General features: G+C 70.5%; 19 protein-coding genes. 4 read left to right on the forward strand and 15 right to left on the reverse strand.

Translation table 11 applies throughout. The annotated features are described in order from the left end of the window. Positions 1 to 33: 33 nt before the first annotated feature. Entirely contained in the window at positions 34 to 1,299 is a 1,266-nt protein-coding gene (locus ACIRCZ_RS05915) for an MFS transporter (RefSeq protein ID WP_402851669.1), read from the forward strand. Between the two features lie 28 nt (positions 1,300 to 1,327). Here ACIRCZ_RS05915 and ACIRCZ_RS05920 read toward each other — a convergent pair whose 3' ends face one another. Next, a complete protein-coding gene (locus ACIRCZ_RS05920; protein WP_055896590.1) occupies positions 1,328 to 1,978 on the reverse strand; it encodes a putative glycolipid-binding domain-containing protein in 651 nt (216 codons plus the stop codon). Positions 1,979 to 2,028: 50 nt separating this feature from the next. Here ACIRCZ_RS05920 and ACIRCZ_RS05925 point away from each other — a divergent pair, with 50 nt between their 5' ends. After that, positions 2,029 to 2,493, forward strand: a complete 465-nt coding sequence (locus ACIRCZ_RS05925) for a DUF1772 domain-containing protein (RefSeq protein WP_402850612.1) — start codon at positions 2,029 to 2,031, stop codon at positions 2,491 to 2,493. On the opposite strand, the gene ACIRCZ_RS05930 is transcribed toward ACIRCZ_RS05925, so the two are convergent. Continuing rightward, the gene (locus ACIRCZ_RS05930) at positions 2,471 to 3,673 is read right to left on the reverse strand and encodes a citrate/2-methylcitrate synthase (RefSeq protein ID WP_402850615.1); all 1,203 of its coding nucleotides are present in this window, start codon (positions 3,671 to 3,673) and stop codon (positions 2,471 to 2,473) included. The two genes, ACIRCZ_RS05925 and ACIRCZ_RS05930, sit on opposite strands and share 23 nt — an antisense overlap. Before the next feature lie 24 nt (positions 3,674 to 3,697). Between ACIRCZ_RS05930 and ACIRCZ_RS05935 the strand changes: the two genes are divergently transcribed. Continuing rightward, positions 3,698 to 5,110, forward strand: coding sequence for a citrate synthase (locus ACIRCZ_RS05935; RefSeq protein WP_402850618.1), 1,413 nt, complete (start codon positions 3,698 to 3,700; stop codon positions 5,108 to 5,110). Between the two features lie 24 nt (positions 5,111 to 5,134). Here ACIRCZ_RS05935 and ACIRCZ_RS05940 read toward each other — a convergent pair whose 3' ends face one another. The 11 genes from ACIRCZ_RS05940 to ACIRCZ_RS05990 form a co-directional block, all read right to left on the reverse strand. Beyond that, positions 5,135 to 5,794 carry a methionine ABC transporter permease gene (locus tag ACIRCZ_RS05940; protein WP_402850621.1) on the reverse strand — a complete coding sequence of 220 codons (660 nt, stop codon included), beginning with the start codon at positions 5,792 to 5,794 and terminating at the stop codon, positions 5,135 to 5,137. Next, positions 5,791 to 6,816 (reverse strand): methionine ABC transporter ATP-binding protein, encoded by a 1,026-nt coding sequence (locus ACIRCZ_RS05945; protein WP_055895841.1) that lies wholly within the window; start codon positions 6,814 to 6,816, stop codon positions 5,791 to 5,793. The genes ACIRCZ_RS05940 and ACIRCZ_RS05945 overlap by 4 nt, the downstream gene beginning before the upstream one ends. A 5-nt stretch (positions 6,817 to 6,821) precedes the next feature. Further along, positions 6,822 to 7,769, reverse strand: a complete 948-nt coding sequence (locus ACIRCZ_RS05950; RefSeq protein WP_402850625.1) for a MetQ/NlpA family ABC transporter substrate-binding protein — start codon at positions 7,767 to 7,769, stop codon at positions 6,822 to 6,824. Between the two features lie 191 nt (positions 7,770 to 7,960). Then, a complete protein-coding gene (locus ACIRCZ_RS05955) occupies positions 7,961 to 8,380 on the reverse strand; it encodes a VOC family protein (RefSeq protein WP_055895836.1) in 420 nt (139 codons plus the stop codon). 112 nt (positions 8,381 to 8,492) lie between these two features. Beyond that, entirely contained in the window at positions 8,493 to 8,900 is a 408-nt protein-coding gene (locus ACIRCZ_RS05960) for a helix-turn-helix transcriptional regulator (protein ID WP_402850628.1), read from the reverse strand. A gap of 32 nt (positions 8,901 to 8,932) precedes the next feature. After that, entirely contained in the window at positions 8,933 to 12,397 is a 3,465-nt protein-coding gene (locus ACIRCZ_RS05965; protein ID WP_402850631.1) for a TM0106 family RecB-like putative nuclease, read from the reverse strand. 81 nt (positions 12,398 to 12,478) lie between these two features. Next, positions 12,479 to 12,814, reverse strand: a complete 336-nt coding sequence (locus ACIRCZ_RS05970) for a hypothetical protein (protein WP_055895830.1) — start codon at positions 12,812 to 12,814, stop codon at positions 12,479 to 12,481. A gap of 79 nt (positions 12,815 to 12,893) precedes the next feature. Continuing rightward, positions 12,894 to 13,463: an HhH-GPD-type base excision DNA repair protein gene (locus ACIRCZ_RS05975; protein WP_402850634.1), complete on the reverse strand. Its 570-nt coding sequence runs from the start codon at positions 13,461 to 13,463 to the stop codon at positions 12,894 to 12,896. 20 nt (positions 13,464 to 13,483) lie between these two features. Next, positions 13,484 to 13,699 (reverse strand): SCO4848 family membrane protein, encoded by a 216-nt coding sequence (locus ACIRCZ_RS05980; protein WP_055895826.1) that lies wholly within the window; start codon positions 13,697 to 13,699, stop codon positions 13,484 to 13,486. A 27-nt stretch (positions 13,700 to 13,726) separates the two neighbouring features. After that, complete coding sequence (locus ACIRCZ_RS05985) at positions 13,727 to 14,890, reverse strand: hypothetical protein (protein ID WP_402850638.1); 1,164 nt, start codon at positions 14,888 to 14,890, stop codon at positions 13,727 to 13,729. An 85-nt stretch (positions 14,891 to 14,975) separates the two neighbouring features. Then, the gene (locus ACIRCZ_RS05990) at positions 14,976 to 15,869 is read right to left on the reverse strand and encodes a LysR family transcriptional regulator (protein WP_402850641.1); all 894 of its coding nucleotides are present in this window, start codon (positions 15,867 to 15,869) and stop codon (positions 14,976 to 14,978) included. 78 nt (positions 15,870 to 15,947) lie between these two features. On the opposite strand from ACIRCZ_RS05990, the gene ACIRCZ_RS05995 reads away from it, so the two are divergent. Then, positions 15,948 to 17,174: an MFS transporter gene (locus ACIRCZ_RS05995; protein WP_402850644.1), complete on the forward strand. Its 1,227-nt coding sequence runs from the start codon at positions 15,948 to 15,950 to the stop codon at positions 17,172 to 17,174. Positions 17,175 to 17,201: 27 nt separating this feature from the next. On the opposite strand, the gene ACIRCZ_RS06000 is transcribed toward ACIRCZ_RS05995, so the two are convergent. Both ACIRCZ_RS06000 and priA read right to left on the reverse strand, forming a co-directional pair. Continuing rightward, positions 17,202 to 18,161: an SseB family protein gene (locus tag ACIRCZ_RS06000; RefSeq protein WP_402851672.1), complete on the reverse strand. Its 960-nt coding sequence runs from the start codon at positions 18,159 to 18,161 to the stop codon at positions 17,202 to 17,204. A 16-nt stretch (positions 18,162 to 18,177) separates the two neighbouring features. Next, the gene (gene priA / locus ACIRCZ_RS06005; RefSeq protein WP_055895816.1) at positions 18,178 to 18,924 is read right to left on the reverse strand and encodes a bifunctional 1-(5-phosphoribosyl)-5-((5-phosphoribosylamino)methylideneamino)imidazole-4-carboxamide isomerase/phosphoribosylanthranilate isomerase PriA; all 747 of its coding nucleotides are present in this window, start codon (positions 18,922 to 18,924) and stop codon (positions 18,178 to 18,180) included. Between the last annotated feature and the right edge of the window lie 15 nt (positions 18,925 to 18,939).

The raw sequence follows: 18,939 nt of genomic DNA on the forward strand, positions 1-18,939 counted from the left end.
GCGCGTCGCCGTCACTTCGTCGACCTCACCCCGCTGAGGGAATCTCCCGCGTTCGCCAGGCTCTGGCTGGGCGGCTCGATCGCGGGCATCGGCGGTCAGATGACCGTCGTCGCCGTCGGCCTGCACATCTACGACCTCACGCATTCGACCCTCGCGGTCTCGGCCGTCGCGCTGTTCGCGCTGCTGCCGATGGTGGTATTCGGCCTCTACGGCGGCGTGCTGGCGGATGCGTTCGACCGCCGCCTGGTCGCCCTCGTCACCGCCATCGTGGCGTGGGTGTCGACCGCCGGCATCGCCACCTTCGCCTGGCTGGACATCCAGGTGGTGTGGCCGCTCTACATCCTCACCACCATCAACGCCGTCGCCACCATCGTCATCGGAGGCACCAGGCAGGCCATCACGCCGCGATTGCTCCCCGCCAGGCTGCTGCCCGCGGCGAGCGCGCTCGGCGGCATCGGCTTCGGCGTGCAGGTGACCATCGGCCCCGCTCTCGCCGGACTCCTGGTCGCGAGCGTCGGCATCAGCTGGACGTACACGGTCGACGTGCTGCTGTTCACGGCGGCGTTCCTCGGCATCTTCACGCTGCCGAAGATCGTCCCGGAGGGCGAGCGGCAGCGGGCGGGCTTCGCCGGAGTGCTCGACGGGCTGCGATTCCTCAAGACGGCGCCGAACCTGTCCATGACATTCGTGCTCGACCTGATCGCGATGACCTTCGGCCAGCCGCGCGCCCTGTTCCCCGCCGTCGGCGCCCTGCTGATCGGCGGCGGCCCGGTGACGGTCGGCATCCTCACGGCCGCCGGCGCGGTCGGAACCCTGCTGTCGAGCGTGTTCTCCGGGCGGCTCGGCCACGTGCGCTGGCAGGGGCGGGCAGTGGGGAGGGCGATCGTCGTCTACGGTGCATGCATCCTGGGGTTCGGCATCGTGCTGGCGGTGATCGCGTTCTCCGGCCTCGCCAGCAGCGGTCAGAACTTCGCAGACGCGAACCTGCCCGCCCTCATCATCGCCGCTCTGCTCCTGGCGGGCTCCGGCGCCGCGGACAACATCAGCTCGATCTTCCGCATGACCATCCTGCAGGCGTCCGCCCCCGATGCGATGCGCGGCAGGCTGCAGGGCGTCTTCACCGTCGTCGTCACCGGCGGCCCGCGCCTCGGCGACCTGTACATCGGCCTGCTCGCGCTCACCGGTGCCCTGTGGTTCCCTCCCCTGCTCGGCGGCCTCATCATCATGGTGCTGGTCGCCACGGTGGTGCGCGTGCAGGGCGCGTTCCGGAAGTACGACGCACTGGCGCCGACGCCGTAGCAGTCGGGCTCTCGCTCTGGCCGCGTGGCTAGCCCCGCGTGCGGATGCGGCGGGCGAGCTGCGGGTAGTCGATGACCACGCCGTCCTGATCCACTGTGACGTCGCCGGTGAAGTCCCTGCTCCCGCTGCTGTAGCGGACGACAGCGTGCCCGGCCTCTGGATCGTACGGACCGGAGCTGTACAGCTGCTCGCTGCGGACCACCGCGAGCGACGGCAGCGCCACCCACGCCATCACGAACGCGGTCTCCTGCACGGCGCGCTGGTGGGCGCCGAGCCGCAGGATGGGCATGGTGTTCGTGACGGGGCAAAGTGCGAGATCGCAGTCGTCAGCGCCGTCGAGGGCGCCGGACGCCGCATCCGCGTAAGAGATGCCTGGGTCGGGAAGCTCCTCGTCGTGGAAACGGCGCGTGCCGTTCTGGGCGACGTCGCTCGTCCACCGGCCGCGCGCATCCCGTGCCAGAGCCAGGCGGCGGGTGAAACCACGGCCAAACACGGCGACGTCCAGTCTGCTCGTCACCCAGCCCTGTCCCGTCTCGAGCGACCAGCTCGTGACGTAGTCCGCTGTGCGCGACGTGCCGAGCGCATCCAGCCGGTCGCCCGCGATGGTGATCGTGGCCGCCTCCAGCCGCTCCGGGTCGTCGTCGCCGACCCACTCGACCTGTCTGACCGCTCCGCGCATCCCGACCACCTCCCCTCCAGGATGAACCTTCCGCGCGCTACCCTCAAGGCATGACGGACCCCTTCCTCGCGATCGTCGTCGGCATCGCCGCCCTCACAACCGCGGCAGCGGGCGGTGTCTACCTCGGCTTCTCCACGATGGTGATGCCCGCTCTGCGCGGCGCCGATCCCAGGGACGCCACCGGCACGATGAACCGCATCAATGTGTTCGCGGTGCGCTCGGCGTTCATGGTGGTGTTCCTCGGCTCAGCGCTCGCCTCGGTGGTCGCTGTGTTCGCCGCGTTCCCCGGCCTTCCGTCCACGGAGGCGGTGCTCGCGATCGTCGGCGGCGTGCTCGGCGTCGCGGCATTCCTGGTGACGGCGGCGGTCAACGTGCCGCTCAACAACCGGTTGGCGGCCGACAGGGACGGAGCGGGTTACGCGGCCTTCGAACGACGCTGGAGCCGCGCGAACACGGCTCGCGGCACCCTGTCGCTGCTCGGCGCCGTGTCGTTCATCGGCGCTCTGGTGGCGTGACAGCGGCGCGCGCCGGCTGATCTCCCTGGACGCGCGCCGGCAGCGGCTGCGGTGCCGGCGGCCCGACGTAGCGCGACGACGGCCGCACGATCTTGCCGTCCGCCGCCTGCTCCAGGATGTGGGCGGTCCAGCCGACCACGCGCGCTGCGGCGAACGTCGGCGTGAACATCGACCGAGGGATGCCGCACGCCTCCATCACGATCGCGGCGTAGAACTCGACGTTGGTGTGCAGCTCCCTGCCCGGCTTCAGCTCCGCCAGCAGCTCCTGCACGCGGCGCTCCACCTGCACGGCGAACTCCACGCGCGCCCCGCCGAACCCCTCCGCGATGCCGCGGAGCATCCTGGACCGCGGGTCCTCCGTGCGATACACGGCGTGCCCGAAGCCCATGATGCGGCCTCCACGCAGCACGGTGGCCGTCACCCACTCGTCGATCCGGTCAGGGGTCGCGATCTCGTCGAGCGTGTCCAGCGCTCTGCTCGGGGCGCCGCCGTGCAGTGGCCCGGAGAGCGAGCCGAGTGCGCCCGTCACCGCGGCGGCGAGGTCGGCGCCGGTGGAGGCGATCACCCGCGCCGTGAACGTCGACGCGTTGAAGCCGTGGTCGATCGCCGCGGTCATGTACGCGCTCACCGCGTGCTCGCTGCGCGCATCCGGAGCCTCGCCTGTCACCTGGTAGAGGTAGTTCGCGACGTGCCCGAGGTCGTCCCGGCTGCGCAGCGGGACGCGGCCGGTGGCGAGCGCGTGCAGGCCGGCGAGCAGCACGGGGGTGACGGCGCTGACCCGGATGGCGTCGGCGACCCTCGCGTCCGCGTCCTCGTCGTAGAGCGGGCGGCTGCGGTCGGCGGCGGCGACGGCCGCGAGCGCCATGCGCACCCCGGCGAGCGCATCCGGTGCGTCTGCGGTGAGACGGGCGATGGCGGGGAGCAGCTCCGCGACCTCTTCGGGGATGGCGCGGGCCAGCGCGATCCGCTCCCGGAAGGCGACCAGCTCTGCCGCGTCGGGCAGCGTGCCGAACAGCAGCAGATGCCAGGCCTCCTCGAAGCTCCGCTCGCTCGCCAGCTCGACCGCCGAGTACTGGCGGTAGTGGTAGAAGCCCTCGTGACCGCGCACGTCGCCGAGCGCCGTCTCCGCTGCGACCACGTTGGTGAGGCCGCGTGGCACGTCGATGAGGGTGTCGTTCATCCGGTCGTTCTGCATAGTATGAGCATGAGCATGGATCTTCCGTGCGTCAACGTTGATCACGTCAATGTGGAGGTGGCCGTGCAGCGGGTCGTGCCAGAGGATGCCCCACGGGATGCGGAGGCCAGGGCACTCCCCCGGCTCACCGCCGAGCAGACGGCCGAGCGCCTCGGGGTCAAGGTCGAGACGCTGTACGCCTATGTGGCCCGCGGGAGGCTGGACCGCATCCGCACCCCGGAGGGCTCGAGGTTCGACCCCCTGGAGGTGGAGCGTTTCGCCGGTGACCGGCGCAGGCGACCCACCTCCGGCCCGCACGGGCACTCGGACGGCCGCCCGCTGATGGTGGTCGAGACCTCGTTCGCGCTGATCGAGGACGGCGAGCTGTTCTATCGCGGACGGAACGTCGCCTCGCTGACCGGCGAACCGTTCGAGACCGTGGCCCACTGGGCGCTGACCGGCGACTGGGATGCTGACGCGGCCTTCGCTGCCGGGCCAGGGCTCGACGCCGCGCGGCGGGTGGGCGACGCGCTGCCTGCGGCGGCGACGACGCGCGACAGACAGCAGGTGGCCGTGACGGCCCTGGCGGCCGCTGACCCGCTCCGCTATTCGCTCGACCGCGCCGCCGTGGTGGGAGCGGCGGAGGGGCTGGTGGCGGGGATGGTGGACGCTCTGCCGGTGCGGAGCACCTCGGACACAGCAGCACGGAGTCAGCCACGTCCGCCCGGTCCGCCGCCTTCCCTGGCCGCCCGGCTCTGGGCAGCGCTGACCGACGCAGAGCCCACCGCGCTCTCCGCCCTCAACGCGGCGCTCGTGCTCCTCCTCGACCACGACCTCGCCGTGTCCACGCTCGCGGCGCGCGCTGCCGCATCCGCCCGCGCCAACCCGTACGCGGTGGTCACGGCCGGACTCGGCGCCCTCGACTCGCCCCTGCACGGCAACGCCAGCAGAGCGGCCCACCGGATGCTCGCCCGCGTCGTCGCCGGGGAACCGGCCGAGCGCGTCGTGGCCGACACGGTCGTCGCCGGACGCGGCCCCGTGCCCGGCTTCGGCCACGCGCTATACCCGGACGGCGATCCGCGGGCGCGGGCGCTGCTCGGGATGCTCGGGAGGCTCGGAAGGCTCGGGAGGCTCGGGGAGCCGGCGGCCGCATCCACCGCTGTGCCGTTTCCCACCGCCAGCGCGCCGCACGCCGCCGCCCCACCGACCGCCGCCGCTCTCGACGCTGCGGCCGACGTCGCCACCATCGTCCGCCGCCGCACCGGCCTGCGCCCCAACATCGACCTGGCCCTCGGCGCGCTCTCGCTCGCGGCGGGCATGGCCGACGATGCGGGCGAGGTCGTCTTCGCCACGGCGCGCAGCATCGGCTGGGTCGTGCACGCCATCGACGAGTACGAGCAGCCGCCGCTGCGCCTGCGTCCCGTCGGCCGCTATGTCGGCTGACGCACGCTCACGACAGTGCCGGCGTCAGCGGCGCAACGCCTTCCGCGCCAGCCAGTTGCCGAGGAACTGGGCGGCCTGCACCAGGATCACGATCGTGATCACCGCGATCCAGGTCACCGCCCAGTTGTAGCGCTGATACCCGTACGAGATCGCGAAGTCGCCCAGCCCTCCGCCGCCGATGCTGCCCGCGATGGCCGACAGGTCCACGATCGCCACGAACACGAACGTGTATCCCAGGATCAGCGGCCCGAGGGCCTCCGGGATGAGCAGGGTGGTGATGATCCGCCACGGGCTCGACCCCATCGCGCGGGCCGCCTCGATCACGCCGGGGTCGATCGTGATCAGGTTCTGCTCCACGATGCGGGAGATGCCGAACGTCGCCGCGATCGTCATGGGGAAGATCGCCGCCGGCGTGCCGAGGAACGTGCCGAGCACGAGCTGCGTCAGCGGGGCGACCGCGGTCATGAAGATGATGAACGGGATCGGGCGGATGAAGTTGACCAGCACATTCAGCACCGCCGAGAGCGCGCGGTTCTCCAGCAGCCCGCCCCGCCTCGTCGTGTAGAGCAGCACGCCGAGCGCCAGCCCGAGGATGCCGCCGAGTACCAGGGTCGCCACGACCATCCACAGGGTCTGCCCGATGGACTGCACGAACACCGGCCAGAGCGTGTTCCAGTCGTTCATGCCGCCACCTCCTCGACCTCGGTGACCTGGCGGAGGTCTGCGATCAGCGCATCCACCCCTGCATCGTCGCCGATCAGTTCGAGGGTGAGGCTGCCGAAGGAGCGGCCCTGCAGCGCGGAGATGCCGCCGTAGACGATCTCGAAGCGCACGTTGTGCCTGCCGACCGCATCCGACAGCACCGCGCCGAGGCGGCCGTCGTCGTGGATGCGCGCGGAGACGATGCGCCCGGCGTGCTTGCCGCGCAGGCGCTCCACCTCCGTCTCGTCCGGCGTGTTCTTGAGGACCGTGCCGACGAAGCGCTGCGCGGTGCCGGTCTGCGGCGACGAGAACACCTCGAACACGCTGCCGGTCTCGATGACTCTGCCCGCGTCGAGCACGGCCACGCGGTCAGCGATCGACCGCACGACCTCCATCTCGTGCGTGATGACGACGATGGTGACGCCGAGCTCGTCGTTGACGCGCTTGAGGAGCCGCAGCACATCCGCGGTCGTCTCCGGGTCGAGCGCCGACGTCGACTCGTCGGCGAGCAGGATCGCCGGGTTCGTCGCGAGCGCACGGGCGATGCCGACGCGCTGCTTCTGCCCTCCGGAGAGCTGGTCGGGGTAGACCCAGGCCTTGTCGGTGAGACCGACGAACGCCAGCAGCTCTGCGACGCGCTGCGAGCGCTTGTCCTTCGGCCAGCCGGCCACCTTGAGCGGGTATGCGACGTTGCCGAACACGGTGCGCGAGCGGAACAGGTTGAATTGCTGGAAGATCATCCCGATGCCGGCCCGGACAGCACGCAGCTTCGATTCTGGAAGCTGCGTGATGTCCTGGCCGTCGATCAGGATGCTGCCGGAGGTCGCCCGCTCGAGCGCGTTGATGAGGCGGACGAGCGTGCTCTTCCCAGCCCCCGAGTATCCGATGATGCCGAAGATCTCACCGCGCTCGATCGCGAGGCTGACCCCGTCGACCGCCGTGATGGTCGCGTCGCCGGAGCGGAACGCCTTCGAGACGTCGCGGAACTCGATGATGGGACTCATCCGCGCTACTTCGCCGCCTTGATGGTCGTCTTCAGCTTGTCCAGGATGGAGATCAGGTCGGCCTGCGGACGGTCGACGATCACCGCGGTGTTCTTGGACTCGGCCAGCACCGCGTCGGTGACCGGCTTGGTGTGGTAGAGCTCTGCGACCTTGAGGTAGGTCTTGTTGTCCTTGTCGGCGGCGCGGGCGACGAACGCGTTGATGTACGGCTCGGCGGTGTCGCTCTTCGGGTCGTCCTGGAACAGCGCCGACTTCGGGTCGATTCCCGCGGTGAGGGCGAAGTTGTTGTTGATGATCGCGCCGTCCGCCGAGTCGAGCGCAGGGGCGGTCTGGGCCGCATCCACCGGGATGACGGAGACCTTCGAGTCGGACGCCACGATGTCGGCGGGGGTCGCCAGCGTGTTGCCGCCGTTGGCGAGCTTCAGCAGCCCGGCCTTCTGCAGCACGAGGAGCGCGCGGGCCTGGTTGGTGGCGTCGTTCGGGATGGCGATCTTCGCGCCCTGCGGGATCTCGTCCAGCTTGGTGTACTTCTTCGAGTACAGCGGGAGCGGCACAACCTGCGTGGAGGAGATCGGGACCAGGTTCTGGTTGGCGTTCACGTCGTAGTTCGCGAGGAACTGCAGGTGCTGGAACAGGTTCAGGTCGATCTGCTTGTCCGCGAGGGCAGGGTTGGCCTGGGTGTAGTCGCGGAAGCCGACGACCTGGATGTCGATGCCCTCCTTCGCCGCCGCCTTATTGAGGATGGTCCAGTACGGCGCAGCCTGCTCCGTGGTGCCGATCTTCACAGTGACGCGCTTCTCTGCGCCGTTCGAGGCGGGCGCGGTCACGTTCACGATGATGAGCACGACGGCGACGATGACCGCGATGACCGCGATCCCGATTCCGACGATCCAGCCGGTCTTCGACTTCGGCTTCTCCGGAAGGGACGGGGTGGGCGGGGTGGCCTCGGACATGGCTGTGCCTCTCTTGTGAAGGGGTGGGGGTGTGCCGGCGAACGGTTGGCGGCTATCCGAGCCTGCCTGCTGCGCTCCGGATGCCCAAACCGTGTTCCGAAATGTGACACAGCGGCAACGCGCACGAGTCGTGCGAAAGGTGCGGTGCCCGCCGCGGCGAGCGCACCTTTCGCACGACTCGTGCGTGCGGTCTACGCGTTCTGGGGCTGCAGTGCGGTCTGGATGCGCACCATGTTGCCTGACGGGTCGCGGAACGCGCAGTCGCGGGGTCCCCACGGCTGGTCGATCGGCTCCTGCAGCACCTCGGCTCCCGAGGCGCGGACCCGCTCGAACGCGGCGTCGATGTCGTCGGTGCGGAAGACGATGTTCTGCAGCACGCCTTTGGTGAGGAGTTCGAGGATGGTGTCGCCATCGGCCTGCGAGCGGCCGCCGTACGGGTCGGAGAGCACGATCTCGAGCCCCGGCTGGTCGGCGCTGCCGAGGGTGATCCAGTGGTGCCCGCCGGATTCGACGTCGCGCACGACGTCGAGCCCGAGCGCGTCACGGTAGAAGCTGAGCGACTCCACGGGGTCGCTGACGGTGATCTGGTAGTACTGCAGTGAAACGGTCATGTCACCACTGTATGAATCCGGCCGTGGCAGCACTTCTCCAAAACTGCTCGATCGGCGATGGATGGGCGGACTGCGGTCGGCGGGCAGCGGGCTGCGGTCGGCGGGCGATCGGTCAGGCGGACGTGGACCGCACCGGCCGGGTGCGCTGCTTGGCGACGCACGACGGCATCGCCTCGACCGCCCTGTGTTCGCGCGCCCGGTACTCGGTCGGGCTCATGCCGACGATCTCGCTGAACTTCGAGCTGAACGAGCCGAGCGAGGTACAGCCGACGGTCATGCACGCGTCGGTCACGCTCATCCCGGCGCGGAGCAGCGCCATGGCGCGTTCGATGCGGCGCGTCATCAGGTAGCTGTACGGGGTTTCGCCGTACGCCGCGCGGAACTGGCGGGAGAAGTGCGCAGGCGACATGAGCGCCTTGCTCGCGATCGTCGGCACGTCGAGCGGCCGCGCGTATTCGCGATCGATCAGGTCGCGCGCCCTGCGCAGGTGCGTGAGTGTTTCCAGTTCCTCCGGTGACACGCCACGAGCGTAGCACCGCGCCCTCACGAGACTCAGGCGTCCTGTTCGACCAGGCGGATGAAGGCGCTCAGCTCGGTGAGCCCTGTCGGCGTGTTCGGCAGGTACTCGGTGAGCTCCGGCGAGTGCACCAGGTACGCCGCCCACTTCGCGCGCGACACGGCGACGTTGAGTCGGTTCTTCATCAGCAGGAACGACATGCCGCGCGGAACGTCGGCCGACGACGACGCGGCGAGGCTGACGATGGCGATCGCGGCCTCCTGCCCTTGGAATTTGTCGACCGTCCCGACCCGCACGCGCGGGAGTCCTGACTCGTCGAGGGCAGCACGGACGGCCGCGAGCTGCGCGTTGTACGGCGTGACCACGATCACGTCCTCCTCGCGCAGCGCGTCGCGCGCGCGGCCGTCGCTGGGATCGGTCCACGCACGTCCGAGCACGTCCAGCACGATGGCGACCACCGCGGCCGCCTCCTCCGGCGACTCGGTGGAGTTGCCGACGTGCTCGACAGGGACGGGATGCACCCCGGCCGCCACACCGTCCAGCGCGCGCTTCTCCGCCTCAGGGTGCGCGTGCAGCTTGCCCTCGTACGACAGCGCGGACACCGCATTCGCCAGCGCGGGATGCATCCGCCTGCTCTCGGCGAGGAAGTACCCGAACTCGGGCGGCAGCACATCGTGCCCGTCGCTCACCCAGCCGAGCGCCGACCCGTCGATGGGCTCCGGATGCCGCCCCTGGCTGACCTGCGGGAGCTGCTGGGGGTCGCCGAGCAGCAGCAGATTGCGAGCCGATACCCCCGCTGCGATAGTGGACGCGAGCGAGAACTGACCCGCCTCGTCCACGACGAGCAGATCCAGGCTGTCGCGCGGGATGCGCGCGGCGTTCGCGAAGTCCCACGCGGTTCCGCCGACCACGTACCCGCTCGCCTCGTTGTCGAGGGCGAACAGGAGCTGGCCGTCGTGTTCGAGCGGGGTGAAGGCGTGCGCGGCCTGGTCGCTGTCGGCGCCGGGGACCTTGCCGACGAGCCGCGCATCCAACCCGGCAGCGACGACCCTGTCGAGCAGGTTCTCCACCACGGCGTGCGACTGGGCCACCACGCCGATCCGCCAGCCGTGCCGCTGCACGAGACCGGCGATGACGTGCGCGCCGAGGTAGGACTTACCTGTTCCCGGAGGCCCCTGCACCGCGAGGTATGAGCGATCGAGGTCGAGGAGGCTGGCGACGACGGCGTCGATGCGGCCGCTGCCGTCCACCGGTCCTTCCAGCGCGAGCGAGCCCGACCGCGTGCGCGGAGGCGTGCGGCGCAGGAGGTCGACCATGCCGTCGCGCGGCCAGCCCCCGCCGCGCCGCGCCTCCAGCAGCTCGCTCCCCCACTCGCGGATCGCCTCGGCCAGGCGACGCGCATCCGGCGGCCCGGCAGGGGTGAGGGCACTCGGCAGGTCGTCGTACGGCGGCACGTCTCTCGGCAGGGTCTCGCGCACGACCACGGCGCCGTCGTCCGTCGCCTCGATCACCGCCACCGATCGCGCCGCTCGCGCCCCCGGCTGTGAGCGCGGGGGCCGGAACGGCCCTGGGTACTCGTAGAGCAGGAACGGCCCCGTCCGCTCGCTCACGCGGATCGCGCTTCCCGGCCCCCACCGTCCGCTGAGCAGCAGCTCGCGGCGCTCGACGCGCTGCCCGTCGTCCTGGTACCAGTCGCGCAGCACGCGCACGTCCTCCACGACCAGCACATCCCTGTTGTCCGCCCACTCCTCGACCGGCTGGATGAGCCGGGCGAAGTGCGACTGCCAGAAGCTCTTCTGCTCCCGGCGGTGGAAGTCGATGGCCGCTGCGGCGAGCGCCATCGCCTCCCTGTCCGGGGTGCGATGCGGGTCGAGAGGGTCGCCGGCGAACGCGAGCAGTCCTGCGCGCAGCGGCGACTCCTCCGGGACGATCTCGACATCGTCGACCGGCGCCTGCCCGATCGGCACGCCGTTCTCCTGCGCCCGCGCGATCAGCCAGTCCCGGAGCCGCAGGGTGGAGACGCAGTCGTAGCGGTTGTAGTCGCCGATCGCGTCCAGAATCGGCCGCGCCTCGTCGTCGCGGCCGACCGCGATGAGGTCGCGCGCGTTGGCGTACTGCGTGATCGAGTCCGCACCGTTCGTCACGTCGCTCTCGCGCAGCTCGTCTCCCATGTAGAGCGGTTCGAGCTTCTTGATCGAGTACGACCGCGAGCCGACCCGCACCGCCTTGCGCACCAGCGGATAGAGGTCGACCATCACGCTGTCGCGCAGCAGCGCGTCCACCTCCTCCTCGCCGACCCCGTGGCGGGCGGCGAGCGCCAGCAGGTGCGTCTGCTCGTAGGCGGCGTAGTGATAGATGTGCATGTTCGGGTAGCGTTCGCGCCTGTCGCGCACATACGAGAGGAACGCTTCGAGCGCCACCCGCTCGGCGGCGAAGTCGTGCGCCCAGAACGCGGTGAACTCGGCATTCTTGTCGACGAGGCCGAACAGGTAGTCGAGGTTCCAGCGCTCCCCGGAGCCTTCTGTGTAGAGCGGGTCGCCCTCGAAGTCGAAGAAGATGTCGCCGGAGTCCGGATGCGGAAGCACCGCGAGGACAGGGGCGTTGAAGACTCGGATCGGCGGCGGCGCGCCCTCCACCGCATCCCGTTGCAGCCGCGCCTGCTCGCGCAGCCCGTCGAGCGTCCCGTCCGGCACGCCGTCGATCGGCCCGGTGGACGCGGCGAGCTGGTCGATCGTGAACACACCGGCCTCGAACAGCCTGGCCCGCTGGGTGACCCGCATCCCCGCCACCAGCAGCACGTCCCTGGTCGCCTGGATCTCCGCGTCGCAGGTGTCGCAGCGCCCGCACACGGTGAATCGGGGGTCGCCCCACGCGACGGGTCCCTCTTCTGCGAGGTGCTGCTCGATGATCCAGAGCAGCCTGGCACGGCGCTTGCGGTAGACGGGCTCGATCTCGGACACCCTGTGCTCGCTCACCGAGCCGTCGCCGAGCAGCAGCTCGACCGTGTCCTCCACCTCGACGCCGATGCGCCGGAGCTGACCTGCGTACGCGGCGAGCTGCAGCAGAGCGGTGACGCGTGCGCTGCGGGCGAGCTTGGAATCCTGCACCCGGTAGCGGCCGTCAGGGCGGCGCACGATGAAGTCGGCGAAGCCGACGAACGATCCGTCGAAGAAGGTCGCCTGGAAGACCACCTCCGACGAGCGCGCGAAGGCGTCCGCCGTCGCCGCGACCGCCGCGGCCAGACTGTCGGCGTCGAGCTTCTCCGGCCGCTCGATCTCGGCCACCCCCGCACCGAATCGCTCGCGGTAGCGCTCCAGGATGTGGTGCTCGTGCTCGTCGCCCAGCCGGGACGACCGCACGTACATCGGGTCTTCGATCTCTTCGGTCTTCTCGAGCCGCCCGAGCTTCACATCGAGCGCACGCAGAAACGCGAACTCGCACTTCGACGCCTCTGTCAGGTCACTGGCACTCGTGACGATGACGCCGTCCAGAAGGAACACGTTCGCTCCCTCCGGCGACTCGGACGACCCCAGCGGCCGCCGCTGCCAGCGAGCCTATCCGGAACCACCGACGCCGCCGCGTCAGGCGGTGATCGTCATCCGCTCGATGCCGCCGTGCCCCACCAGGAAGGTGAACGTCGACGGCCCGTTGAACCCTGAGCCTCCGACCAGCGCCGTCACGGCCACGCCGTCCGGCACGGCACTGAACTGCAGGTCGTCGAGCGAGACGGCCGAGCCGATGAACTCGCCGTCGCTCCACCCTCTGATCGCCTCGCGGCCGGTGAACACGCGGCCCCAGTCGTCGACGCTCCCCGTCGGCGCGAAGGTGTCGAGGAAGCGCTCCGTGTCGTGAGCGTTGGCCGCGTCGATCGCCGTGGCGACGACGGGCGGGATGCCATCGCGGCTCTCGTCGGTCATCGCCCCAGTGTGGACCGCATCCGGTGCCGGGCGCCAGTGCCTGAATCCACACCGCGCATGGGACGGAGGCCGCGCACCGTCACGCCTTCTTCGCCGCCGCCTTCGCCGCGCGCTTGAACTCGCGCACCTTCGTCAGCGACTCCGGGCTCACGATGTCCGCCACCGAGCGGAACGACCCCTCCGTGCCGTAGTCGCCCGCCGCCTCACGCCAGCCGGGAGCCGTCAGCCCACGCTGCTTGCCGAGCAGCGCGAGGAAGATCTTCGCCTTCTGCTCTCCGAAGCCTGGCAGCGCCTTGAGCCTGCGCAGGATCTCCTGGCCATCCGGGTCGCCCTGCGTCCAGATCGCCTCGGTGTCGTCGCCCCAGTCGTTCACGATCGCCGCGGCGAGCGCCTGCACCCGCCCGGCCATGGAACCGGGGAACCGGTGGACGGCCGGCGTCTGCTTCATCACCTCGACCAGCTTCTCGGGATCGGTGGATGCGACGGTCGCCGGATCGAGCGAACCGAGCCTGTCCTTCAGCTTGGCCGGGCCGGAGAACGCGGTCTCCATCGGGATCTGCTGGTCGAGCAGCATCCCGAGGATGAGCGCGAAAGCGGACTGGTCGAGGACGGCGTCAGCCTCTGGGTCGCCGGTGATGTTCACAGCCATGTGTTCATGGTGCCATCCGGTCAGGCGACCAGCAACAGCACCCCCGCCACGAGCGAGGCGAGCGCGAGCAGCAGCGCGACCCCGAGCAGCACGCCGTGCACGATGAGGAACGGGGTCGGCTTGCCCGCCGCATCCCGCGCCCTGGTGTCTTTGGCGACTCTGGCGAAGAACCGCGGCCAGGCGAAGACGTTGAAGACGGCGTTGAGGAACAGGACGATGGCGGCGAAGACGGTCATGGTGCCTCCAGCCTAAAGCCGGGCGGCTCAGTCGAGCCTGTGCCGCGGCCGCACCACCTCCGACAGGGACGGCCGGTCCGTCCAGCGCAGTTCGACGATCTGGTTCGCCTGCGACGTGTAGAACACGTGCTGCGTCGACGTCGCGTGGTCGGCGAAGGCCGACGGCGTCGACTCGGCTCCGGGGTCGTCGGCGTTCGTGAGCGGGTTCTCGTGCCAGCCTGTCGGGTCCTTCCACAGCTCGTGGATGCGGTGGTCGCCTCCGGCATACACGACGTGCTGGGTGGCGACCGGCACGGCAGCCGTCGCCTCGAACGCGTACGCGGACACGCTCGTGCCTGCCAGCACACGCTCCGCCCCGCGCGGCGCCGTCAGGTTCTCGACCGACCAGGTCCCGTCGAAGCTGTACTCCCAGACGTCTCCCGAAGTGTCGACCACATCCACGTGGCGCGTGCCGTCCGCGGTGAACCCGTACCCGCGGTATGCGTCGTCGGCGAAGCCGTCCGGCCCGTCGAGCCCAGCGCCGATGTCGACGGGCTCGCCCCAGGTCAGATTCGAGGTGCCTGTGTATTCGTAGATGCGGCCGTCGTCGCCGAGGTAGTCGACGTGCATCGTGCCGCCGGCGGAGAACGCGTACCCGCCGGGCGCCCTCGCGCACAGCGGACCGCCGTGATCCCAGGTGAGGTCTTTGTGCACCCAGGTGGGGTCTCCGTCGTCCTTGGATTTCCGCGTGAGCACGTGGACGTGCCTGTCGATGCCCTGGAACACGACCACCTGCGCCCGCCCTGCCGAATATTCGAACCCCTGCGCGGCCTTCTGTGCCGCCTGCGCTCCCGAGTCGGCGGTGAGGTCGTTGGCGTGCCAGCCGTCGTCCTGGTACAGCTCGCGCAGATGCCCGTCCGCCGTCGTGCCGAGGTAGAGGACGTGCTGCGTACCCTCCAGCACGAACAGGTACGCCTTCGGAGGCGACGACGAGTGCGGGGCGCCGCTCTCGTCCATCAGGTCCTTCTCGTGCCAGACGTCGTCCGACCCGCAGTACAGCTCGTGCAGCATCCCGGTGTTGTCGGAGACGCCCGACCCGCCCAGGTAGATGACGTGCCGGGTTCTGTCGTCGGGGAAGTCGTATGCGGCGGGCGCGAAGACACCCGTCGGGAAGTGGAACGTGTCTGTCAGGTTCCGTACTGTCCAGCCCATGATCTGCTCCGATCGGGAGAATGCGGCGTCAGACGGGGACAGAGTACGCCTGGGACCCTGTCCGTGGAAAGGGCGAGCCTGCCGCTCACTCCTCCACGGACTGTGCCAGCGGTCCGAAACGCTCGCCGAGCAGTTCGAGCATGGCCGCCGCCGCCGCGCTCGGCCGCGTGCGCGACACAGCGCTGAGAACCCAGTCGATGCGCTCCACCAGCGGCACGACCACGGCACCGGCGGCGGGAAGCACGGTGAGCTGCGGCATCACCGCCACCCCGAGCCGCGCGGCGACGAACCGCGGGATCTCCCCCAGATCGGACAGCTCGGTCGACACCCGCCTGGCGACCCCGAGCGTGTCCAGGGCGCGGTCGAGGGTGACCCGGTTGCCGAAGCCCTCACGCGCATCCACCCAGCGGTCTGCGGCGAGGTCGGTCACCGACACGGCGTCGGCGCCGGCCAGTGGATGCGCTTCCGGCAGCACAGCGACGAACGGCGAGATCGCGAGATCCCGGTAGAGCAGGTCGGGCACCCTGCCAGGCAGGCCGAGGAAGGCCACGTCGATCCTGCCGAGCCGCACATCCCGCGCCAGCCCCGTCGATCCGCTCGGCGACGGCCCGAGGCGCAGGTCGACCAGCGGGTGGCGGGCGTGGAACTCGCCCATGATCCCCGGCAGGTCGATAGTGGTGAGGTTGGTGAAGATCCCGACGCGCACCTCGCCGCGGAGACCGCCTGAGCTGTCGGCGAGGAGGCGCATCCGCTCGGTGGCTTCGAGAGTGGTGCGTGCCGCATCCAGCACCTGACGGCCGAGCGAGGTCAGCCGCACCCGGTGCCTGTCGCGCTCGAACAGCGCTCCGCCGAGCTCGCGCTCCAGCGACCTGACACCGGCGGACACGGTGGACTGGGCCGCGAAGACCCGGTCGGCCGCGCGGGTGAAGTTGAGTTCGTCGGCGACGGCGACGAAGTATTCGAGCTGACGGGTATCCACGTGGTTATCGTAGCCACCGATCACGATTATCAGTGATATCCGTTGGACACGATCACCGTGCGAGAGCACGATGTGCGTATGGCACTCACGACCTCCCCCGCCCGCCCAGCCGCATCCTCCCGCTCGTGGCGTCTCCGTCACGGCGCGGGGTTCTGGGTCATCGCCGCCGCCTTCCTCGCGGTGATGGCGTTCTCCACGCTGCCGACCCCGCAATACGCCCTCTATCAGCAGCGCGACGGCTTCCCCACCTGGGTGGTCACGGTCATCTTCGCCGCGTACGCGATCGGCGTGCTCGCGAGCCTGTTCCTCATCGGCCACATCAGCGACTGGGCAGGACGGCGCCGGATGGTCCTGGTGGCTATCGCGCTGGAGATCGTGGCTGCCGTGCTCTTCCTGTTCTGGAACGACGTTCCCGGCCTGCTGGTCGCCCGCGTCATCTCCGGCGTCGGCGTCGGCGCGCTCACCGCGAGCGCGACGGCCCACCTCAGCGAACTGCGCTCGACGGCACGGCCGGAGGAAAGCCCGCGCATCGCCGGAACCGTCTCCACGGTCGTCAACACCGGCGGCCTGGCTCTCGGCCCGCTGATCGCCGGGGCGCTCGCGCAGTTCCTGCCGGCGCCGCTGATCCTCCCGTACGCCGTGTTCCTCGTGGTGCTCGCGGTCGCTGTGGTCGCTGTCGCCCTGGTGCCGGAGACGGTCGAGCGCGCGGAAGAGCGGCCGGCATACCGGCCACAGCGCATCTCCCTCCCCCGGGATGCGCGGAGCACGTTCTCCGCGGCGGCCATCGCCGCGTTCGCCGGGTTCGCGGTGTTCGGACTGTTCACGTCGCTCGCGCCGACGGTGCTGTCCGGCGTGCTGCACGAGTCGTCGCGCCTCCTCGCCGGGGCCGTGCCGTTCTCGGTGTTCGCTGCGTCTGCCGTGTCTCAGATCGTGTTCGCCCGACTCTCCGGCCGTGCGCAGCTCGTGCTCGCCATCCCGCTGGTGGTCGTCGGTCTGGCCGGCCTCGCCGTCGGCGTGCTGTCGGCAGGACTCGCGCTGTTCGTCGCGAGCGGCGTGGTCGCCGGGGCGGGGGTCGGGCTGCTGTTCCGCTCGGCGATCGCGGTCGCCGCATCGCTGGCGGCCCCCGACCGCCGCGGCGAGGTGCTCGCGGCGATCTTCCTCATCGCATACGTCGGCCTCGCGGTGCCCGTGCTCCTGGTCGGCGTTGCGCTGATCGTGTGGCCGGTGGTGCCGGTGCTGGTGGTGTTCGTGGTGGTGGTCGCGGCGCTGTCGCTGGCCGCAGGGTTCCGGATGCTGCGCCGCTGAGCGGTCGGACTCGGGCCCGGACGCGCGTCAGTCCGCGGCGCGGAGCTGCACGCGCAGCGAGTCGACACGCGTCGCGATCACATCGTCGGCGGCCCAGCGCTGCGCGAGTCGGCCGAGCACCGCATCCAGCTCATCCCTGGTGAGGCCCCCGGCGAGGGTCAGCCGCACCACCAGTTCCTCGCCGGCGAGCCTGGCCCCAGGGTCGCCGGCGACCAGTTCGATGTCGTGCACGCCGAGCTCGGAACCGATGGAGGCGGTGAACGCCGCGAACACCTCAGGGTCCCTGTCGCTCGGCAGCCAAGCGCGGCTCTGCGCGATCGCCCACAGCGCAGGGCGCCGCAGCACGAACTCGGTCTCCGAGGTCGGGTCGAGCACGACCAGCTCGGTGTCTTCCGCCGCTGCCGCCAGCGCAACGCGCATCCCGTCCGCCGGCACGGGGCGGGCATCCCGATTCCAGGTCTGCATCGCGGTCACCGACGAGAACACCGGCAGTACGGTGCGCCCGTCCGGTCCGGCGACGGTCACGATCGCGAGCTCCTGGGTCTTGTCGATCAGCAGCCCGTCGTCGGTGGTGTCACTCTCGCCGAGCCGCGCCATCAGCGGGATCAGCAACCGGGATGCTCGCACAGCGTCGACCACGGCCTCCGCGCCTACCTCGCCGGCCCGGAACGCCGCCAGCGCGCCGAGCAGCGCGGGCGGCGCGCTCCCGTCGTCGTCGCCGAAGGCGTTCTCGTCGAACTCGCGCCCTTCCCAGGGCTGACCGGCCGAGTCGGCCAGCCGTGCAGCGTCGGCCGCGAGCTGCGCGGCGAACCCGCTCAGCCGCGCCGCCCCTTTCGCGCTGGGTCCTGTGGATGCGTCGCGCGCGTCACCACTCGGCGTCACGCCGCCGTTCGCGCCTTTCGCGTCGCCCGCACCACTCGCACCACCCGCACCACCACCACGCCCACCGCTCGCACCGCCGCCGCTCTCAGCGTCAGCGCCGCGCATCCGGTCGTCGCCTGGCTCAGTGCCCTGCGACATCCAGCGCCTCTGGCAGCGTGAACGCGCCGGCGTAGAGCGCCTTGCCGACGATCGCGCCTTCCAGGCCGTGCGAAACCAGTTCGCGGAGCGCCGCGATGTCGTCGAGGTTGGAGATGCCGCCGGACGCGACCACGGGTCGCGGCGTGCGGTCCATGACCTCGCGGAGGAGGTCCAGGTTCGGCCCGCGGAGGGTGCCGTCCTTGGTGACGTCCGTGACGACGTAGCGTGCGCATCCGGCGTCTTCGAGGCGGTCGAGGACCTGCCACAGGTCGCCGCCCTCCCTGGTCCAGCCGCGCGCTGCGAGGGTCGTTCCCCGCACGTCGAGACCGACCGCGATCGCCTCGCCGTACTGGCCGATCACGTTGGCCGCCCACTCGGGGTTCTCGAGTGCCGCCGTTCCGAGGTTGATGCGCTTCGCGCCGATCTCGAGCGCCGACTCGAGGGAGGCATCGTCGCGGATGCCGCCGGAGAGTTCCACGTTGACGCCGCGGACCTGCTTGATGACCTTCTTGAGGATCGCGTGGTTGTTCCCGCGCCCGAACGCCGCGTCGAGGTCGACGAGGTGGATCCACTCCGCGCCCTGGCTGGCCCACTCGGCCGCAGCGTCGACAGGGTCGCCGTAGCTCGTCTCCGAGCCGGCTTCCCCCTGGGTCAGGCGGACGGCCTTGCCGTCTGCCACGTCGACCGCCGGCAGCAGGACGAGCCGGGGGGTGTTGTTGAATTCGCTCATGATCTTCCTCGGTTG

Origin of the sequence: Leifsonia sp. NPDC102414 (assembly GCF_044765685.1) — a bacterium.
In the GTDB taxonomy this organism is placed as follows: Bacteria; Actinomycetota; Actinomycetes; order Actinomycetales; family Microbacteriaceae; genus Leifsonia.